Origin of the sequence: Bradyrhizobium sp. SZCCHNS1050 (genome assembly GCF_032484785.1) — a bacterium.
Lineage (GTDB): Bacteria > Pseudomonadota > Alphaproteobacteria > Rhizobiales > Xanthobacteraceae > Bradyrhizobium.
Window position 1 is genome coordinate 3164929 of record NZ_JAUETR010000001.1, and the last position, 16756, is coordinate 3181684.

At 66.4% G+C, this 16756-nt stretch carries 16 protein-coding genes; 8 read left to right on the forward strand and 8 right to left on the reverse strand.

The features are described 5' to 3' along the window. The first annotated feature begins 13 nt into the window (after positions 1 to 13). The 3 genes from QX094_RS14330 to QX094_RS14340 all read left to right on the forward strand — a co-directional run bounded on the left by QX094_RS14330 (position 14) and on the right by QX094_RS14340 (position 2104). Positions 14 to 319 (forward strand): RNA-binding S4 domain-containing protein, encoded by a 306-nt coding sequence (locus QX094_RS14330; RefSeq protein WP_315752296.1) that lies wholly within the window; start codon positions 14 to 16, stop codon positions 317 to 319. Between the two features lie 114 nt (positions 320 to 433). Then, a complete protein-coding gene (gene fdxA, locus QX094_RS14335) occupies positions 434 to 772 on the forward strand; it encodes a ferredoxin FdxA (protein ID WP_315715248.1) in 339 nt (112 codons plus the stop codon). Between the two features lie 501 nt (positions 773 to 1273). Then, positions 1274 to 2104, forward strand: a complete 831-nt coding sequence (locus tag QX094_RS14340; protein ID WP_316166232.1) for a CarD family transcriptional regulator — start codon at positions 1274 to 1276, stop codon at positions 2102 to 2104. Positions 2105 to 2467: 363 nt separating this feature from the next. Here QX094_RS14340 and QX094_RS14345 read toward each other — a convergent pair whose 3' ends face one another. Together QX094_RS14345 and QX094_RS14350 are read right to left on the reverse strand one after the other, a co-directional pair. Continuing rightward, complete coding sequence (locus QX094_RS14345) at positions 2468 to 3934, reverse strand: M48 family metalloprotease (protein WP_315715427.1); 1467 nt, start codon at positions 3932 to 3934, stop codon at positions 2468 to 2470. A gap of 48 nt (positions 3935 to 3982) precedes the next feature. Next, on the reverse strand, positions 3983 to 4759 hold the full coding sequence (locus QX094_RS14350; protein ID WP_316174483.1) for a thermonuclease family protein: 777 nt from the start codon (positions 4757 to 4759) through the stop codon (positions 3983 to 3985). 223 nt (positions 4760 to 4982) lie between these two features. Here QX094_RS14350 and QX094_RS14355 point away from each other — a divergent pair, with 223 nt between their 5' ends. The 3 genes from QX094_RS14355 (at position 4983) to QX094_RS14365 (ending at position 8050) form a co-directional block, all read left to right on the forward strand. Continuing rightward, positions 4983 to 6167, forward strand: a complete 1185-nt coding sequence (locus QX094_RS14355) for an ABC transporter substrate-binding protein (RefSeq protein WP_316174637.1) — start codon at positions 4983 to 4985, stop codon at positions 6165 to 6167. A 200-nt stretch (positions 6168 to 6367) separates the two neighbouring features. Next, entirely contained in the window at positions 6368 to 7162 is a 795-nt protein-coding gene (locus QX094_RS14360; protein WP_316174485.1) for an enoyl-CoA hydratase, read from the forward strand. Positions 7163 to 7288: 126 nt separating this feature from the next. After that, positions 7289 to 8050: a hypothetical protein gene (locus tag QX094_RS14365; RefSeq protein ID WP_315715252.1), complete on the forward strand. Its 762-nt coding sequence runs from the start codon at positions 7289 to 7291 to the stop codon at positions 8048 to 8050. Positions 8051 to 8275: 225 nt separating this feature from the next. Here the strand turns inward: QX094_RS14365 and QX094_RS14370 are convergent, their stop codons facing one another. The 3 genes from QX094_RS14370 to QX094_RS14380 all read right to left on the reverse strand — a co-directional run bounded on the left by QX094_RS14370 (position 8276) and on the right by QX094_RS14380 (position 11477). Further along, the gene (locus tag QX094_RS14370; protein ID WP_316174486.1) at positions 8276 to 9082 is read right to left on the reverse strand and encodes an enoyl-CoA hydratase/isomerase family protein; all 807 of its coding nucleotides are present in this window, start codon (positions 9080 to 9082) and stop codon (positions 8276 to 8278) included. Positions 9083 to 9235: 153 nt separating this feature from the next. Continuing rightward, complete coding sequence (locus QX094_RS14375; protein ID WP_315752289.1) at positions 9236 to 10393, reverse strand: acyl-CoA dehydrogenase family protein; 1158 nt, start codon at positions 10391 to 10393, stop codon at positions 9236 to 9238. Between the two features lie 19 nt (positions 10394 to 10412). Next, a complete protein-coding gene (locus tag QX094_RS14380) occupies positions 10413 to 11477 on the reverse strand; it encodes an acyl-CoA dehydrogenase family protein (protein ID WP_315715255.1) in 1065 nt (354 codons plus the stop codon). Between the two features lie 233 nt (positions 11478 to 11710). Between QX094_RS14380 and QX094_RS14385 the strand changes: the two genes are divergently transcribed. Then, complete coding sequence (locus QX094_RS14385; protein ID WP_316174487.1) at positions 11711 to 12490, forward strand: SDR family oxidoreductase; 780 nt, start codon at positions 11711 to 11713, stop codon at positions 12488 to 12490. 55 nt (positions 12491 to 12545) lie between these two features. Here the strand turns inward: QX094_RS14385 and QX094_RS14390 are convergent, their stop codons facing one another. The 3 genes from QX094_RS14390 to QX094_RS14400 form a co-directional block, all read right to left on the reverse strand. Next, on the reverse strand, positions 12546 to 12812 hold the full coding sequence (locus tag QX094_RS14390) for a GlsB/YeaQ/YmgE family stress response membrane protein (RefSeq protein ID WP_315715257.1): 267 nt from the start codon (positions 12810 to 12812) through the stop codon (positions 12546 to 12548). A gap of 34 nt (positions 12813 to 12846) precedes the next feature. Then, entirely contained in the window at positions 12847 to 13443 is a 597-nt protein-coding gene (locus tag QX094_RS14395) for a YidB family protein (RefSeq protein WP_315715258.1), read from the reverse strand. Between the two features lie 100 nt (positions 13444 to 13543). Continuing rightward, the gene (locus QX094_RS14400) at positions 13544 to 14245 is read right to left on the reverse strand and encodes a hypothetical protein (protein WP_409977942.1); all 702 of its coding nucleotides are present in this window, start codon (positions 14243 to 14245) and stop codon (positions 13544 to 13546) included. Positions 14246 to 14615: 370 nt separating this feature from the next. On the opposite strand from QX094_RS14400, the gene QX094_RS14405 reads away from it, so the two are divergent. Next, positions 14616 to 16742 (forward strand): NAD(P)/FAD-dependent oxidoreductase, encoded by a 2127-nt coding sequence (locus tag QX094_RS14405; protein WP_316170971.1) that lies wholly within the window; start codon positions 14616 to 14618, stop codon positions 16740 to 16742. Positions 16743 to 16756: the final 14 nt, after the last annotated feature.

Genomic DNA, 16756 nt, shown 5'->3' on the forward strand with positions numbered 1-16756 from the left:
TCGGTTGGCAAGATTGGTTGGAAGGACAACGCCGACGTCCGACACCCCGTCAGAGCGCCAGCGCCTCGACAAATGGCTGTGGCATGCGCGGCTGGTGAAGGCGCGCACCAGCGCCGCGGCGCTGGTGTCGTCGGGGCACGTCCGGGTCAATGGTGTGCGCGAGACCTCGCCGGGCCATGGGGTGAAGACCGGTGATGTGCTGACCATCGCGCTCGATCGCAGCGTGCGCGTTCTCAAGGTGACCGGCTTTGCCGAGCGTCGCGGCGATGCTGCCTCGGTGCGCGGACTGTACGATGATCTGGATGGCGGACGATCCTGATCTATTGCGCCAGAGCAATGTCCGGTTCAGTTCTTCGCCCCGCTTCACTTGCGGCACATCACGTCCTGCGCTAGTCCAAGCCAGCCGAATTGTCGATCCGTTCCGGAGCCTTGGATGACTTACGTCGTCACCGAAAACTGTATCAAGTGCAAATACACCGATTGCGTTGAGGTCTGCCCGGTAGACTGCTTCTACGAGGGTGACAACATGCTGGTCATTCATCCGGACGAGTGCATCGATTGCGGCGTGTGCGAGCCGGAATGCCCGGCCGACGCGATCAAGCCGGATACCGAGCCGGGTCTGGAGAAGTGGCTGGGTGTGAACGCTGAATATGCCAAGTCCTGGCCCAACATCACCCAGAAGAAGGACCCGCCGGCCGACGCCAAGGAGCACGACGGCGAGGATGGAAAGTTCCAGAAATATTTTTCGTCGAAGCCCGGCGCCGGAGACTGACGGTCGTCTCGCTACCTGCGAGGCACCAGCGCGCCCCGTCCTGCGGGGCGCCATCGCGCCGATCGAAATCGTTGCGCGGAAACAATGGCCTAGAACACCTCATGCGGTGAGCGGGAACCGCTGCATGAGTTGTTCTATTCCGGCACGTTGCACTTAACCCTAACTTCGTGGATCCGTCACAATACCGCCCCTGCGGCCTCTAAATCATTGATTTTTGCGGCAAATGTGCTATATATACCACATTCTCAGAGCCGAACCCGGCCATGCGTAACCTTTTTTGGCCGCCCTTTTAGGTTCCCGCAACATCAAACAGGGGCGTGGCAGTTCCGCGCGCAGGCTGTGTCACAGAAAACGCGTAAAAAGAGTGCTTCCAAGAGTACAAAAAAAGCCGCCGCGGCCAGCCGCAGCGTTTCCAAGGGCCGTGCCCGGGCTCCTGTAAAGGAGATTCGGGCTGCCGCGAAGGCCTCGGCTGCCAAGTCCACCAAGAACAAAAGAAGCGCAATGCCTGAAAAGACTGCCAAGACTGCCGCGAAAGCATCCGCCGCGAAGACCACTCTTGCAAAGGACTCTGTTGCCAAGGCTGCGCCTGCCAAGGCCGCCGCTGCGCCCAAGGCTGCCACCAAGACCGCCGTTCCCGCGGCCGCTGCCCCTGTTGCCAAGCCCGCCGTCGCCGCCAAGCCGGCTGTTCCCGCCGCGGCCGCGCCGCGCGTCGAGGAAAAGAAGCTGCCGACCCAGCGCCAGGGCTTCAAGACCAACGAATTCGTCGTCTATCCGGCTCACGGCGTCGGCCAGATCCTGGCCATCGAGGAGCAGGAGATCGCGGGCGCCAAGCTCGAGCTGTTCGTCATCAACTTCATCAAGGACAAGATGACGCTGCGGGTGCCGACCGCCAAGGTCGCCAATGTCGGCATGCGCAAGCTGTCCGACCCGGCGCTGGTGAAGAAGGCGCTGGAGACCCTGAAGGGCCGTGCCCGCGTCAAGCGCACCATGTGGTCGCGTCGCGCCCAGGAATACGAAGCGAAGATCAATTCGGGCGACATCGTCGCGATCGCCGAGGTCGTGCGCGATCTCTACCGTTCGGAGTCGCAGCCCGAGCAGTCCTACAGCGAACGCCAGCTCTACGAAGCAGCGCTCGACCGTCTGTCGCGCGAGATCGCCGTCGTGCAGCACTCGACCGAGACCGAGGCCGTCAAGGAGATCGAGACGCAGCTCGCCAAGAGCCCGCGCCGCGGTGCCAAGACCGAAGCCGATGCGGTCGCCGAAGGTGATGCCGACGCCGAGGGCGATGATATCGACGGCGACGACACCGCCGTGGCCGACGAGGCCGCCTGATCGACCGTTTGCGCGTTTTCTAATTAGTTGCTTAGCAAAGCCCGGCCGCGAGGTCGGGCTTTTTGCTTTGCGCGTTTCGCCGCGACCCTCGCGCGGCTGGACAGACGATAGCGGATTGTCGCCAAAGGCCGCACCATCACATAAAAGGCCGCAACCGTAGCCCGCTCGCGCCCCGCGCAGGCCGACCGGAGCAGCGATACCGGCGCGCTGGCGCGGCTCAGGCAGATGGTCGCCTATATCGAGCGGCGCGAGCCAGTGTTCGGCGGAGCGCAACCTGCGCGACGACCGCCGTCAGGCTGGCCGTTCTGAGCAGATCATTTCCGAAGTCGTGGGCCGGCTGCTGGAAGGCGCGTTCGCGTCCGCTCACTCCACCACGATCTTGACGCGGTCGCGGACCTTGACCTGGGCGCGGGCGTCGAGGCCGTTGAGAACGCGGAAGCGCTCGACCGGGCGGTCGACGCCGGTCATGCGGTGCGCAAGCGATTCGACGGTATCGCCCGGCTGCACGGTGATCACCTTGATCCGCAGCGGCCGGGCCGACTGGATCTCCTCCAGGCTGAGCCGGCGGAACGAGTTCACCGTCTCCCGCGCATTGCGCTCGCTCTCGGTGGATTTCTGCCGCGAGGCGAAGATGAAACGGTAGACGTCGCTGCCGACGCGCAACGCGTAGACCTTGAACTGCCAGGGATCGCCGCTCGCCGTGGTCGAGGCCGCTGGGAAGCCGTTGATCGTCAGCTCCTCGGTCGCCGACTTGTCGACGTTCTCCATCCAGCCGGAATTCAGATAGTCGCCGAGCGTCTGCTGGGCCGGCACGCGCACCACGTCGAAGCGCATCGCCTGCGCGCCGCCTTCGCGCACGCCGATCACCGCCTGCGCGGTGTTGTCGAGCGTGAAGTTCTCCGGCGCCTGGAAGGTGAAGCCGAGCTTCGGATGCAGGAAGCGCCGGCCGCGCACGAAGCCCTCGCTCGGGTCCTCGCCGTAGACGATGTTGTCGACTGCAGCCAAGTAGGTCTCGCGGTCATGCTCCCTGGCCTCGGGGGAGACGTATTGCTTGGCGATGGCGGCGGCGTTCTGCACCCGCTCCGGCGTCGCCGGATGCGACGACAGGAAGTCCTGCGCGCGCGGGTCGATTGCGACTTTACCGGCCTTCAACTCGGCATTGCGCTCCATCGAGCTCAGGAAGCGCGCCGCGCCGTAGGGATCGAACTTCGCCTTGGCGGAGATGCCGACGCCGATGCCGTCGGCCTCGAACTCCTGAGTGCGCGAGAAGCTCGCCATCGTCAGCTTGGTCTTGGCGAGCGCCAGCGCCGTCAGGTCCGGATCGTTGCCCATGTCTGAGACGACGCGGGTCACCACGGCGGCCTGCCGCGCCTGGTCCTCGCGGATCGCGGCATGGCGCGCCAGCACGTGCGCCATCTCGTGGCTCAGCACCGACGACAATTCGGAGGTGTCGTTGGCGAGCGCAATCAAGCCGCGTGTCACGTAGAGCTGGCCGGTCGGCAGCGCGAAGGCGTTGACCGCACCGGAATTCAGGATCGTGACCTTGTAGCCCTGGTCGGGGCGATCGGACACGGCCACGAGCCGGTCGACGATCTTGCCGATCAGGCCCTCGAGCTGGGGATCCTCATAGGCGCCGCCATAGGTTGCGAGAATGCGCTCGTGCTCGCGATCACTCGCCGGCGTCGTCTGCACCATCGCCGGCTTCGGCCGTGGCGTCGGCATCGGCGCCGTCGCCTGCTGCAACTTGCCCATGTCGCTGCAACCGGCCAACGCCAGTCCCAGGCACAGCAGCGCCGGTGCGATCCGCGAACCGCAGTTCATCACCGTCATGCGCTTTCGAACAGACAGGTTCACGTCGCTACTCACGTACCTCAGCGGTCAATTCCCGCTCAAAATCTCGATCTGGGCAGTCTGTGTCAGTTCCAGTCTCGGACCCGCATGCGCCTCAACCCAACCGCGCACGCGAACCTGCCGATTCGCAAGTGATTTGACGTCGATACCGGCACCTTCCAATACCGCCATCATACGCTTTGGAATAATCACCGCGAAGCCCCGTGTCCAGCTACGAGCGAAGTTCAGATAAGTTGTTGTCCCCGTCTGTCGTACGGACAACACCTTCCCTTCGACAACCGTAAATAGCCCTACGCGAGACAAAATATCGTCTGGACTTTCCGTGTTTTTTATGACGGTCCCAATCTTCCAGAGGCCGCGCCCGGCGCTGCGTGCCTCGGCTTCCGCCGCGCCCAGGCTGAGGGCGCAATCCCGGTCGGGCAGGTCGACCCCGCGCAGCACGGCGCCCTGCCGGAGCAGCTCGCTCTGCACCGGCTGGTCTGCGCCGACCACGAAGGCGAAGGCCCGCTGCCGGCCATAGCGGTCAGGGGTGTCGTCCTCTCCGCGCAGCACGACGTCGCGGCCGCGCAGCAGCACGCCCAGCGCTTCCATCGACGTCGCGCGCTGCTCCTCCGGCGGCACCTCGATGCCGGCGAGCCTGACCTCGCGACCGTCGTCGAGACGGAAGCTGCGTGCATCGATGATCTCGCTGACGTGGCCTTCGCCGAGCTCCGCGAACATGCACGGTGTGGCGTGACTCGCCGACATCATCGCGATGGTCGCGACGCTCGCGCCGAGCGCAATCAGCCTCCGTCTGCTCCGCATCCTGCGCTCTCTCGTCATGCTGCATCATCGCACGAAATTTCCATTCCACTGAGCGGAAAGCGGCGACCGGCGACGCTTTTGCTGAGCGTGCTGAGCGCTTGCCGCATGCGAAAGCGTGCGCCATGATGCGAACTATCAAAGAGGCCGTCGCCATGTAGCGACGCGCCCGGCAGGGAGGATATCGATGAGCAGAACCATCCGCGGCGCGGCGGCGTCGTTGTTCATGCTGGCGTCGGCGCTGACGTTGTCCGCAGGCGTGGCGCATGCGCAGAGCAAGCCGCCGCTGAAGATAGGCGGCATTCTCGACATGTCGAGCCTCTACGCCGACATCACCGGTCCCGGCAGCGAGACCGCGGCGAAGATGGCGGTGGAGGATTTCGGCGGCGAGGTGCTGGGCCGCAAGATCGAGGTGATCGCGGCCGACCATCTCAACAAGGCTGATCTCGCCGCCAACATCGCGCGCGACATGCTCGACAACCAGGGCGTCGAGATGATCTGGGATGTCGCAGCCTCCGCCACCGCGCTGGCCGCCGGCGAGATCGCCAAGGCGCGCAACAAGATCATCATCTTCAATGGTCCCGGCTCTGTCAGGCTCTCCAACGAGGCCTGCGGCCCGTTCACCGTGCACTACGTGTTCGACACTTTTGCGCAGGCCAACGTCACGGGCCTGGCGGCGGTGAAGTCTGGCCTCGACAGCTGGTTCTTCCTGACCGCGGACTACGCGTTCGGCCAGGATCTGGAAAAGGACACCACCGCCGTGGTGGTGAAGTCGGGCGGCAAGGTGCTCGGCAGCGTGCGTCATCCGCTCAACACCTCGGACTTCTCCTCCTTTCTGCTGCAGGCGCAGGCCTCCAAGGCCAAGGTGATCGGGCTCGCCAATGCCGGCGGCGACACCATCAACGCGATCAAGCAGGCCGCCGAATTCGGCCTCACCAAGGGCGGCCAGAAGCTGTCGCCGCTGCTCGCCTTCGTCTCCGACATCGACAGCGTCGGGCTCGAGACGGCGCAGGGGCTGCTGGTTGCGGAAGCGTTCTACTGGGATCTCAACGACGACACCCGCGCCTTCACCAAGCGCTTCATGGAGCGCACCAAGCGCGTGCCGACCTCGGCCCAGGCCGGCGTCTATTCCTCCGTCACGCACTATCTGAAAGCCGTGAAGGCCGCGGGCACCACGGATGCGGACGCCGTCATGAAGCTGATGCGGGCGACCCCGATCAACGACATGTTCGCCAAGGGCGGCCGCATTCGCGAGGATGGCCGCATGGTGCACGACATGTATCTGTTCGAGGTCAAGAAGCCATCGGAATCGAAGAGCAGGTCCGACGACTACAAGCTGCTCGCGACCGTGTCTGGCAACGAGGCGTTCCAGCCGCTGGAAGCGTCGCGCTGCTCGCTGGTGAAGAAGTGACGGCCGGGGCGACGGCATTCCGGGGCGCGCCTGCGCAAGGCGCAAACGCTGCCGCGACATCCGTCGTTCCGGGGCAACGCGCAGCGTTGAACCCGGAACCTCGATGTGAGTCCATCAGTTCGGGATTCCGGGTTCGACGCTGACGCGTCGCCCTGGAATGACGGAGACATAACACCGGGAAACAACAAGGAGCGCCGGCCATGACCACCAACACCACAGTTCTGCAGCACCTCGAGTCCGGCCTGCTCACGATCACGATGAACCGGCCGGAGCGGCGCAACGCGCTCAACAGCGACCTGACGAAGGGCCTGGTCGAGGCGGCGCATCGTGCGGCCAATGATCCGGAGGTGCGCGCGGTGCTGCTCAAGGGCGCCGGCGGCACGTTCTGCGTCGGCGGCGACGTCAAGGCGATGGCCGAAGCCAAGACCGCGCCCTCGTTCGAGACCAAGGTGACGACCTTGCGCGAGCGCATGGAGGTGTCGCGGCTGCTGCACCAGATGCAGAAGCCGGTGGTGGCGCAGATCGACGGCGCGGCCGCCGGCGCCGGCCTGTCGATCGCGCTGGCCTGCGATCTGCGGGTGGCCGGCGAGTCGGCCAAGATCACGACGGCCTTCGCCAAGGTCGGGCTGTCGGGCGATTTCGGCGGCACCTATTTCCTCACCCAACTGCTCGGCAGCGCCAAGGCGCGGGAGCTGTATCTGACCTCGCCGGTCCTGACGGCGCAGGAGGCGCTCACCCTGGGGATGGTCACCAAGGTCGTGCCCGACGCCGAGGTCGAAGCGGCCACGCGCGCGCTGGCGATGTCGCTGGCGCAGGGGCCGAGCGTGACGCTCGGCTACATCAAGCGCAACATCAACAATGCCGAGACGATGACTCTGGAGGCCTGCTTCGACGCCGAGGCGATGCATCACTCGCGCTGCAGCGACACCGAGGATCACAAGGAGGCGGCGAAAGCCTTCGTCGAGAAGCGCGCGGCGGTGTTTCAGGGCCGATAGCTCCGCGTTCTCCGTCATTGCGAGCGCAGCAATCCAGGGTTATGGCCTGAGCTCTGGATTGCTTCGCGTCGCTCGCAATGACGCCGCGGGCTTGTGTGAACAGGGGATTCCGCAAAGAGGGCTGCGATGGCTTACCTCCACCTCCGTCAGATCTGCCTTGTCGCGCCCCGGCTCGAGCCGGTGGCCTCGGACATCGCCGCGATCATGGGGCTGGAGGTCTGCTACCGCGATCCGCATGTCGGCAAATACGGGCTGGAGAATGCGCTGCTGCCGGTCGGGCCGATCCTGCTCGAGGTGATCGCGCCGACCCGCGAGGACACCGCGGCGGGACGCTTCCTGGACAAGACCGGCGGCCGCGGCGGCTACATGGCGATCTTCGCCTGCGATGATCCCGATGGCCGTGCCGCCCGTGCCAACGAGATGGGTGTGCGGACCGCCAACGTCATCGATCATCCGCCCTATCACGGGGTGCAACTGCATCCCCGCGACTGCCGCGCCGCCTTCATCGAGCTCAATCACACCGAGGGCAGCGACGATGTGCTCGGCCCGTATCCGCCCGCCGGGCCGGATTGGACGCGAGCGATCCGCAGCGACGTGACGTCGGCGCTGACCGAGGTGGTGCTGCAGAGCCCCGCGCCGGCTTCACTTGCCGCGCATTGGGGGCGCATTCTCGATGTGGTGCCGACGGCCGGCAGCGATGGTGTTGAGCAGTTGTACTTGCCGAACGCCCGTATCCGTGTCGAACCCGGCGAGCGCGAACTGATGAGCGCGCTGACCTTCCGTGTCGCCGATATGACGTCCGTCAGCGACGTCGCGCGTGCGCGCGGATATGCGGTGTCAGACGGCGACTTCGAGATCGGTGGCGTGACGTTTGCGCTCACGGCGTGAGATTCGTGCCTGGAGGCAGTCTGGCGGCGGGCTCGGTGTACCTCGCCCCGCTTGCGGGGAGAGGTCGGATTGCATCGTCAGATGCAATCCGGGTGAGGGGGTACAGGTCCAACCTCTGGCACCACCCGTGCGTCTGCCCCTCACCCCAACCCTCTCCCCGTAAGAACGGGGAGAGGGAGCGCAGCGTAGATCGCGGTGTTAGTTGGCATTTCCAACGGCGATCGCTCACCGGCCCTTGAAGTTCGCGAAGCGCCGCTCCTCCGTTGCCTTGACGCCTTCCCTGAAATCCTCGGTCGCGCGCAGCCGGGTCTGTTCGGCGAGTTCGTGCTCGGTTGCTGCCATCACACGGTCGGCGAGATTGGCGCGCATCGTGGCGCGGGTCGACAGCAGGCCGAGCGGCGAGCATTCGGCGATTTCCGCGGCGAGCTTCATCGCAGCCGTCCGCACCTGGTCCTGCGGCACGCATTCATTGGCGAGGCCCATCCTCAGCGCTTCCTCGCCGGTGACGCGGCGGCTGGTGTAGAACATCAGCTCGGCGTTGTTCTTGCCGACCAGTTCCGGCAGCGTCACCGTCAGGCCGAAGCCGGGGTGGAAGCCGAGCTTGGTGAAATTGGCGGAGAAGCGCGCTTCCGGACAGGTGACGCGGAAGTCGGCCGAGACGGCGAGGCCGAGCCCGCCGCCGATGGCGGCGCCGTGCACGGCGGCGACCACCGGCTTCTTGCAGCGGAAGATCCGCACCGCCTGCATGTAGAGATGGTTGATCGCCCCGAGGCTGTCGGCCGGATCGCCTTTGGCGCCGGCCGCTTCCTGCGCCTGGCGTGCCGGATCGGTGAAATTGGCGCCGGCGCAGAACGCCTTGCCCTGCGCCGCCAGCACCGAGGCGCGGATCTCGATGTCGCGGTCGAAGCCTTCGAGCGCGTCGGCGATCTGGTTGATCAGCGCAATGTCGAAGAAATTGAGCGGCGGCCGGCGAATCTCGATCAGGCCGACATGGCCGTGGATCTCGACGCCGATGTCAGGGAAGTGGGTCATGGTGGGTCTCCGATTCTGCTTCTCCAGCGTCATTGTGAGCGCAGCGAAGCAATCCAGACTGTTGGTGCGGTCCTGGATCGCTCTCTGCGCTCGCGATGACGGAGCTACTTCCCCGCGCGTGCGGCTGCGACGATCGCGGCGTGTCGTCGACCCTCACCTTAATCCCAGCCCGCGCGCGATGATGCCGCGCAGCACCTCGGTGGTGCCGCCCTGGATCGTCAGCTTCGGCGCGGTCTGCATCGCAAAGGTCAGCTGGTTCTCCAAGGTTTCGCGATTTCCTGCGTTCTCCTCGACGAACGCGGCGAGGTCGCGGACGCGGTGCGGCAGCTGCTGCTCCCAGATCGTGCCGACGTCCTTGACGATCGAGGCCTCGACCACCGGCTCCTTGCCGGCCTGCAGCATGCCGGCGACCGACACCGACATCCGCCGCATCGTGTGCAGCTGAGCCACCAGCCGGCCGATGCCCTCCGCGCTGCGCGTGTCGGGGTTGGGACCGACCGCGCGCACCAGCTCGGTCAGCACGTAATAGGTTTCGAGGAAGCGCTCCGGTCCCGAGCGCTCATAGGCGAGCTCGGAGGTCGCTTGCTTCCAGGCGCCGTCGATCTCGCCGAGCTGATGATCGTCCGGCACGAAGGCGTCGGTGAAGACGACCTCGTTGAACTCCTTCTGCCCGGTGATCTGCCCAATCGGGTTCACCTTGATGCCGGGCGTTTTCATGTTCACCAGGAACTGCGTCAAGCCATGACGCCTGTTCTCCTTGGTCGACGGCGAGGTGCGGAAGATCGCGATCATGTAGTCGGCCATGTGCGCCGACGTCGTCCAGATCTTCGAGCCGTTGATCAGCCAGCCGCCCTCGGTCTTCGTCGCGCGTGTCTTGGCGGCGAACAGGTCGGAGCCCGAGTTCGGCTCGCTCATGCCGATCGCGAAGCACAGCTCGCCGCGGCAGATGCGCGGCAGGATGTCCATCTTGATATGCTCGGGCGCGTAGCGCAGCAGGATCGGCCCGCTCTGCCGGTCGGCGACGAAGAAGCGCCTGACCGGCGCGTTGGCGACGCGCATTTCCTCGGTCACGACGTAGCGCTCCAGGAACGAGCGCTCGTGGCCGCCATATTGCTTCGGCCAGGTCATGCCGATCCAGCCGCGCGCGCCGACGCGGGCTGCAAACTCGCGCGCGTCGGCGTCCTCGCGCTTGGGCTGGTACGGGTTGAAGGTGCCGGCCGCGATCTCATCAGCGAGGAAGGCGCGCACCTCCTTGCGCAGCTCCTCGCATTCCCTCGGCAGCCGGATCGGATCGAAACGAAGTGCGCTCATGCAACAATCCTCTTCGTGGTCAGCGCGAGGCGACCAGCGGCCACAGCTCATCGGCGCCGCGCGCAGCGACGCGCTTGCCGAGCTCGACGGCCCAATGACTCTCGGAGCCGAAATCGTCGCGCCAGGCCAGCGCGCGCAGCGAGAAGCGGTGCAGGATGTGCTCGGTGGTGAAGCCGATGGCTCCGTGGACCTGATGCGCGATCGCCGCGCCCTTCTCGGCGGCCTCGGCGCAGCGGATCTTGGCCGCGGCGGCTTCGAGAAACACCGCCTCGTCGAATGCGGCGGCCCGCGCGATCGCATCCGCGGCGGATGTCGCGGCCGCGCTCGCGGCGGCGCTCTCACCGGCCAGCCGTGCCAGGTTGTGCTGCACCGCCTGGAATTTGCCGATCGGCTTCTCGAAGGCGACGCGCTCACCCGCATAGTTGACGCTGATCGCGAGCAGCCGATCCAGCGCGCCGGCGATCTGCAGTCCGCGGGCGACGCCGCCCATCAGCATCAAGGTGGTGGCGTCGAAGCCGGCCGGTGCCGGCCGGCATGCCAGCGGCATGATCTTGTCGAACGTCACCGTGTCGCTGGGATCGTTGGCGAGGTTGAGGCCCGCGTCGATGCGCAGCCGCGCGGTCTCGACCAGCGCGATCGACACGCCGTCTCCGCCCTCGGCGAGCACGGCAACGTGCTGCGCCGTCCTTGCGAACGGCACGCCGCGGGCACGGCCGGACAAGGTGCCGTCAGTGTCGAGTGTGATCCGGTCTCTCGGATGAGCCGGCGCGATCGTCATGGCGCCGTCGGGGGAGGCAATGCCGCCTTGTTGCAGCAGCCAGCCCGCGAGCAGCGTCTCGGCCAGCGGCACCGCAATCGCAAAACGGCCGGCGGCATTGATGATCTCAAAGCCATCGGCGAGGTCAGTGCCGGCGCCGCCGAACTCCTCGCCCACCCAGGCGAGCGTCAGGCCGGCCTCGCTCAGCGCCCGCCACAGCGGCGCCGTCCAGCGGCCGTCCTTGTCGTGGTTGATCGTCTGCGGGTCGGCGAGATCGGCGAAGATCCTTTCCGCGGTCGCAACGACGATGTTCTCAGCTTCCGCCACAGCGCTCCTCGCCCTCGTTGTCGTCGGTCTCGGCGCGCCATGTCCTGCGCGCGCCGGCGATGTTTTGCCGGCATGATGAGCGCAAGCGACGGCCCTGACAAGCGTAGCCCGCTGCAGGGCCCCGTCCGCTCGCCGCATGGAGGCGAGCGATTTCCGCGCTGCGGAGATTGTGCCGATTTTGCAGATGCAGCGATGTTGGCTAAGAAGAAGCAAGCCAAACAGGGAGGTGCGGAATGGCTGAAGGTCTGTGCGCGGTCGTGACGGGGTCGGCGTCCGGCCTCGGAGCCGCGACCGCGTTGCTGCTGGCGAAGGCCGGCATGCGCATCGTCGTGAACTATTCGAACAGCAAGAGTGAAGCCGAGCAGACCGCTGATCTCTGCCGCAAGGAAGGAGTCGAGGTCGTCGTCATTCAAGGTGACGTGTCGCGCGATGAGGATTGCCGCAAAATCGTCGCCGCCGCTGCGTCCTGGGGCCGGCTGGATGCCCTCGTCAACAATGCCGGCACCACCAAGCACGTGCCGCACGATCAGCTCGATGGCCTTTCGGCGGAGGATTTCCAGCGCATCTTCGCGGTCAACACCATCGGCCCCTTCCAGATGGTGCGCGCCGCGCGGCCGCTGCTGGAAGCGGCGGCCAAGGCGACGGCGCGTGCGTCCGCGGTCGTCAACGTCTCGTCGGTAGCCGGCATCAGCGGCATCGGCTCGTCGGTCGCCTACGCCGCCAGCAAGGGCGCGCTGAACACGATGACGCTATCGCTGGCGCGTGCCCTGGCGCCTGCGATCCGCGTCAACACCGTCTGCCCCGGCTACATCGATACGCCCTGGTTCACCAAGGGGCGCGGCGAGGCCGGTGCCAAGCAGGTGCGCGATGCGGTGGTCGCGCGGGTGCCGCTGCGCGCGGCTTCATCCGCTGAGGACATCGCGCAGCTCGTGGCGTTCCTGGCGAGCCCGGCGTCAGGCCACATGACCGGCGAGGTCGTGCGCATGGATGCGGGGATGCATCTGTTGGGGTGAAATCGTCATTGCGGGCGGCCGCTGTGGTCGCTCGCAACGACGTGGCGCGAGGCCGTTACCGATTGAAATCGCGGATCGTGCCGCTCGCGACCAGCCTGTTCCAGATGAACAGCACCACGATCGCGCCGAGGGTTGCGGTCACGTAGCCCGCGCCCTGGTCGGGGCTGTAATGGCCGATGGCCTGCCCGATCGCGGTGGCGATGAACGCGCCGACGATTCCGAGCACGATGGTCAGGATGAAGCCGGAGGGATTGTTGGGACCCGGCGATAGAAGCCGCGCCAGGAAGCCGGCGACCAGCCCGACGATCAGAATGTGCAGCATGAGTCTCGTCCTTCCCGTCAACGATCGCGGAGCGTCAGATCCGGCCCGCCAACTCATGCTCGGTCGGCAGCCGCCCGTCCGGCGTGAGCTGATCGATCACTTTCGGCAGGTACTGGCTCAGCCCGTTCAACAGCTCGTCGCGCGACAGCCCGCTCTGCGCGGTGAGCTGATCGATCTGATCGGCGCCGAGCGCATTGGCGAGATCGCCGGGCGAGATCGGCTTGTTCTCGCCGGGGGAGACCCAGGAGTTCGCGGTGTCGCCATGGCCCTTGTCCTGGAACTGGCGCAGGAGATCGCCGAGCCCGCCCGACAACACGCTGCCGGCCGCGCCGCCCGCAAGCAGACCGCCCAGGCCGCCGGCGATGATGTTGCCGAGGCCGCCACTCAATCCGCCACCAAGCGCACCGCCGAGCGGTCCGCCTTGATTCCCGGTCGGCTGGGGCGGCGGGACTGGCGCAGGCGCCGCGTTCGGCTGCTGTCCATTCTGCGAGAAATGCTTCACCGCTTTCCACGCCAGCAAAGCGAGGATCGCCATCGTCATCGGCGACATGCCGCCGTTCTTCTGCGTGGTCGGATGACTCGGCCCGCTCGGGCCGTTCTGCATGCCGTTGAGGATATCGAGTAGACCCATGACCTGCTCCTGCGCCCCGCGCCGACAAACCTATGGGCTTGCACGCGGCGTTACAAGCCGCGGTCAGATTCGTCGCACAGGGGAACGTGTCGCGCGCGGCTCAGTTCCGGGCTTCGGCCCGTTTCGGCGCCTTGGCTCCGGGCGGTGCGGCTGCGGCCTGGCTCGGGCCGGTGAACATCCGCTTCAGCTCGTCGAGCTTCTCCGACAGGACCGGAAAGTTGCAGGAGAACGAATCGCGGCGCCAGCCGTCCTTGGCGCATTGCGCTGCCTTGATGCGGGCGCGTGCCTCCACGTTCGACGTCGGCGGCGGCAATCCGCCCTGCGCGGTCGCGGCCGGGGGCTTGTTCGGCCGTTGCGGCGGCGGGGCCGGCATGGCCGGCTTCGGCGGCTCGATCGCGGCCCGCGCCGTCATGTCCCGGAGCGAGGGCTGGAGGTCCTGCGTTTGCGGCCGCGACATCATCGCCGAGCTCATGTTGGCGTGGCGCTGGCGCTCGAGGTATTGCGTATACTGCTGGTCGATGAACTTCTGCTCTTCGGCCGTGGGATTGGGGCCGGCGATGTCGAAGCTGCGATCCTGCATGAAGTCGTAATAGACGTAGCCGCCGCCCGGCTTCCGTCTCCCGGCAAATTTCGCGTTGCATTGCGCCAGCGCCGCCGTCTTCTCCTCCTTGGAGGCGGACTTCTCGGCAGCGTCGGCACACTCCTCGAAATCCGTCGGGGAGCGGCTCCACCATTCCGCATGCGCGCGTTGAGGTTGCACGGCAGGCAGGCAGGTGATCGCTGCAAAGACCAGTACTGGCAGGCGGGGTGGGTACACGAACGGTAATCCTCAGCGGCTCCCCGCCTCAGATGACGGGAGATTGTCGCCATTTTGCGGCGGGGTGTGACTCCAATGCTGCGTAAATTGAGACTTTCTTCTTTATCTGCCGTGGTTCCGTGATCTCGTTGCCACAGTCGGGCCGGCAATGACGGCAGCGCCGTTCGTGAATCGCGCCTTGCTGTGGCGCCGGAACGATACGCAGCATTTTTCCACCATTTTCATCCCGCCGTAGTTGACGAAACTAATCTTGACGTTGGAAAGATTGGTGTTGACGAGACCGGGCAAGCGCTTCTATGAATATCTTGACAATGGAAAGATGATCTGCGCCGCCCGGTGCGGAGGAGAGGCTGCGATGAAAGTGTTCCTCACGGTCAAGCTGGCGCTGTTGCCGTTCGTCGCGTTCTGGACCCTGCTGGCCTGGCATCAGCCGGCATGGGCGGTGTGGTCCGCGCTGGCCCTGGCGCTCGCCGCCAACGTCTGGCGAGCCTCCCGGAGCGAGCTCGCGCTGCTGGAGCTCGGAAGCCTCGCCCTTTTCGTCGTGCTGGCGATCGCCAACGACGTCGCGCCGAATTGGACGGCCGGCAACGCGCTGTGGCTGTCCTTCGCAGGGCTCGGCCTCATCAGCTTCGCTTCGCTCGTCGTCGGCCGTCCCTGGACCGCGGACTATTCCCGCTCGGCCTATGCCGACAGCGCCTCGACGCCCCAATTCCACCTGATCAACATGATGATGACCGGGCTCTGGGGCGTCCTGTTCCTGGTCCTCGGCCTGTGCCGCTGGGCCGGCGTCGCCTCCTGGATCGCGACGATGATCGTCGTCGGCGGCGCGCTGATCTCGATCTTCGGCCCGCGCTTCGCAATTCGCCAGGCCTTGCTGCGCATGCGGGCCGCGCGCGAGGAGTGCCATTGGCCGGCACCGGGCTTCACCCCCGCGGCCGGCGTCGACTGCGACGTCGCGGTGATCGGCGCCGGAATCGGCGGGCTGACGGCCGCCGCCCTGCTCGCGGAGTCCGGGTTGAAGGTGAAGGTGTTCGATCACCACGTGGTGCCGGGCGGCTTCTGCCACACTTATCTTCGCAAGGCTCACCACGACAACAAGCCGGTGCTGTATCGCTTCGATGCAGGGCCGCACGATTTCTCCGGCGTCTGGCCGGGCGGGCCTGTCGACAGCGTGCTGCGCCGGCTCGGCGTCGCCGACCGCATCCAGTGGCGGCGGGTCACCCACTCCTACCGTCTCGCCGGCCGCCGCGTCGACGTGCCAGCGGACTGGCGTGCTTATGTCCGACTGCTCTGCGAGATGTTTCCCGCCAGCGCGGACGGGCTCACCCGGCTGTTCGACACCATCCATGCCATTTTCGAAAGCATGTACGCGACGGGGCAGGGTCGCAGCGGCATTCCCGGCATGCCCGCCACATTGGAGGAGATGCTGGCCTTCCCGCGCAAGCATCCGCAGGCGTTCAGGTGGATGAACCGGCCGTTCGACGAGCTCGTCGCCGCCCATGTCTCCGATCCCGAACTCATCGCCTATCTCAATGCGCTGTCGGGCTATCTCGGCGACGGCAGCGAGACGCTGAGCTGCGCCCAGATGGTCCCGATCTTCGGCTACTATTTCAAGGGTGGCTTCTATCCGGTCGGCGGCTCCGGCCGCCTCGCGGACGTGCTCGCCGAGGCGGTCACCGCCAGGGATGGCGAGGTGCATCTGAAATCCAGGGTCACCCGCATCCTGGTCGAGGAGGGCCGCGCCGTCGGCGTCGTGCTCGGCAACGGCCGCACGGTCCGCGCGCAGGCGGTGGTCTCGAATGCCGATCTCGGCCGTACCTTCACCGAGCTTCTGAGTCCCGACGATCTGCCCGCCGGTTTTCGCGAGCGTGCCCGCACCCTCGCGCCGGCGACGTCGTGCTTCTCGGTGCATCTCGGCCTCGACATCGTGCCCGACATCGCGCCCGCCACGCATCTCGATACGCCGATGGGAATCGGCCTTGCCGTGATGTCCAAGCTCGACCCGTCGGCGGCGCCCGAAGGCCATGCCACGATGACGATCATCACCCTCGTGCCGCACGATCAGGCCACGCGCTGGTTTCCGGGCGAGGGCGGCGACGACTGGAAGGCGTGGCGGCGCTCGCCGGACTACGAGGCCCGCAAGCAGCAGCTCGGCGATGCCATGGTTGCCGCTGCCGCGACCGTCATTCCCGACTTGTCCAGGCATATCGTCTATCGGACCGACGCCAGCCCGGTGACCTATGCACGCTATGATCTCGCCAGCGCCGGCGCGATCTATGGCGTGGCGCAGTCGGGACGGCTGAAGGGCGCCAAGGCGCCGGTGCGCAATCTCGTCATCGCCGGCGGCGGCAATGCCGGAGCGGGCGTCGAGGCCGTGGTGATCTCGGGCGCGGAGGCGGCCGAGGCGCTGGTGCCGGGTCTGCTGGCGCGCGCATCGGCAGTCGCGTCGGACGCGGTGACGGCGCGGCCGCGGGCGGCCTGAGCGCGGCGCCTGCC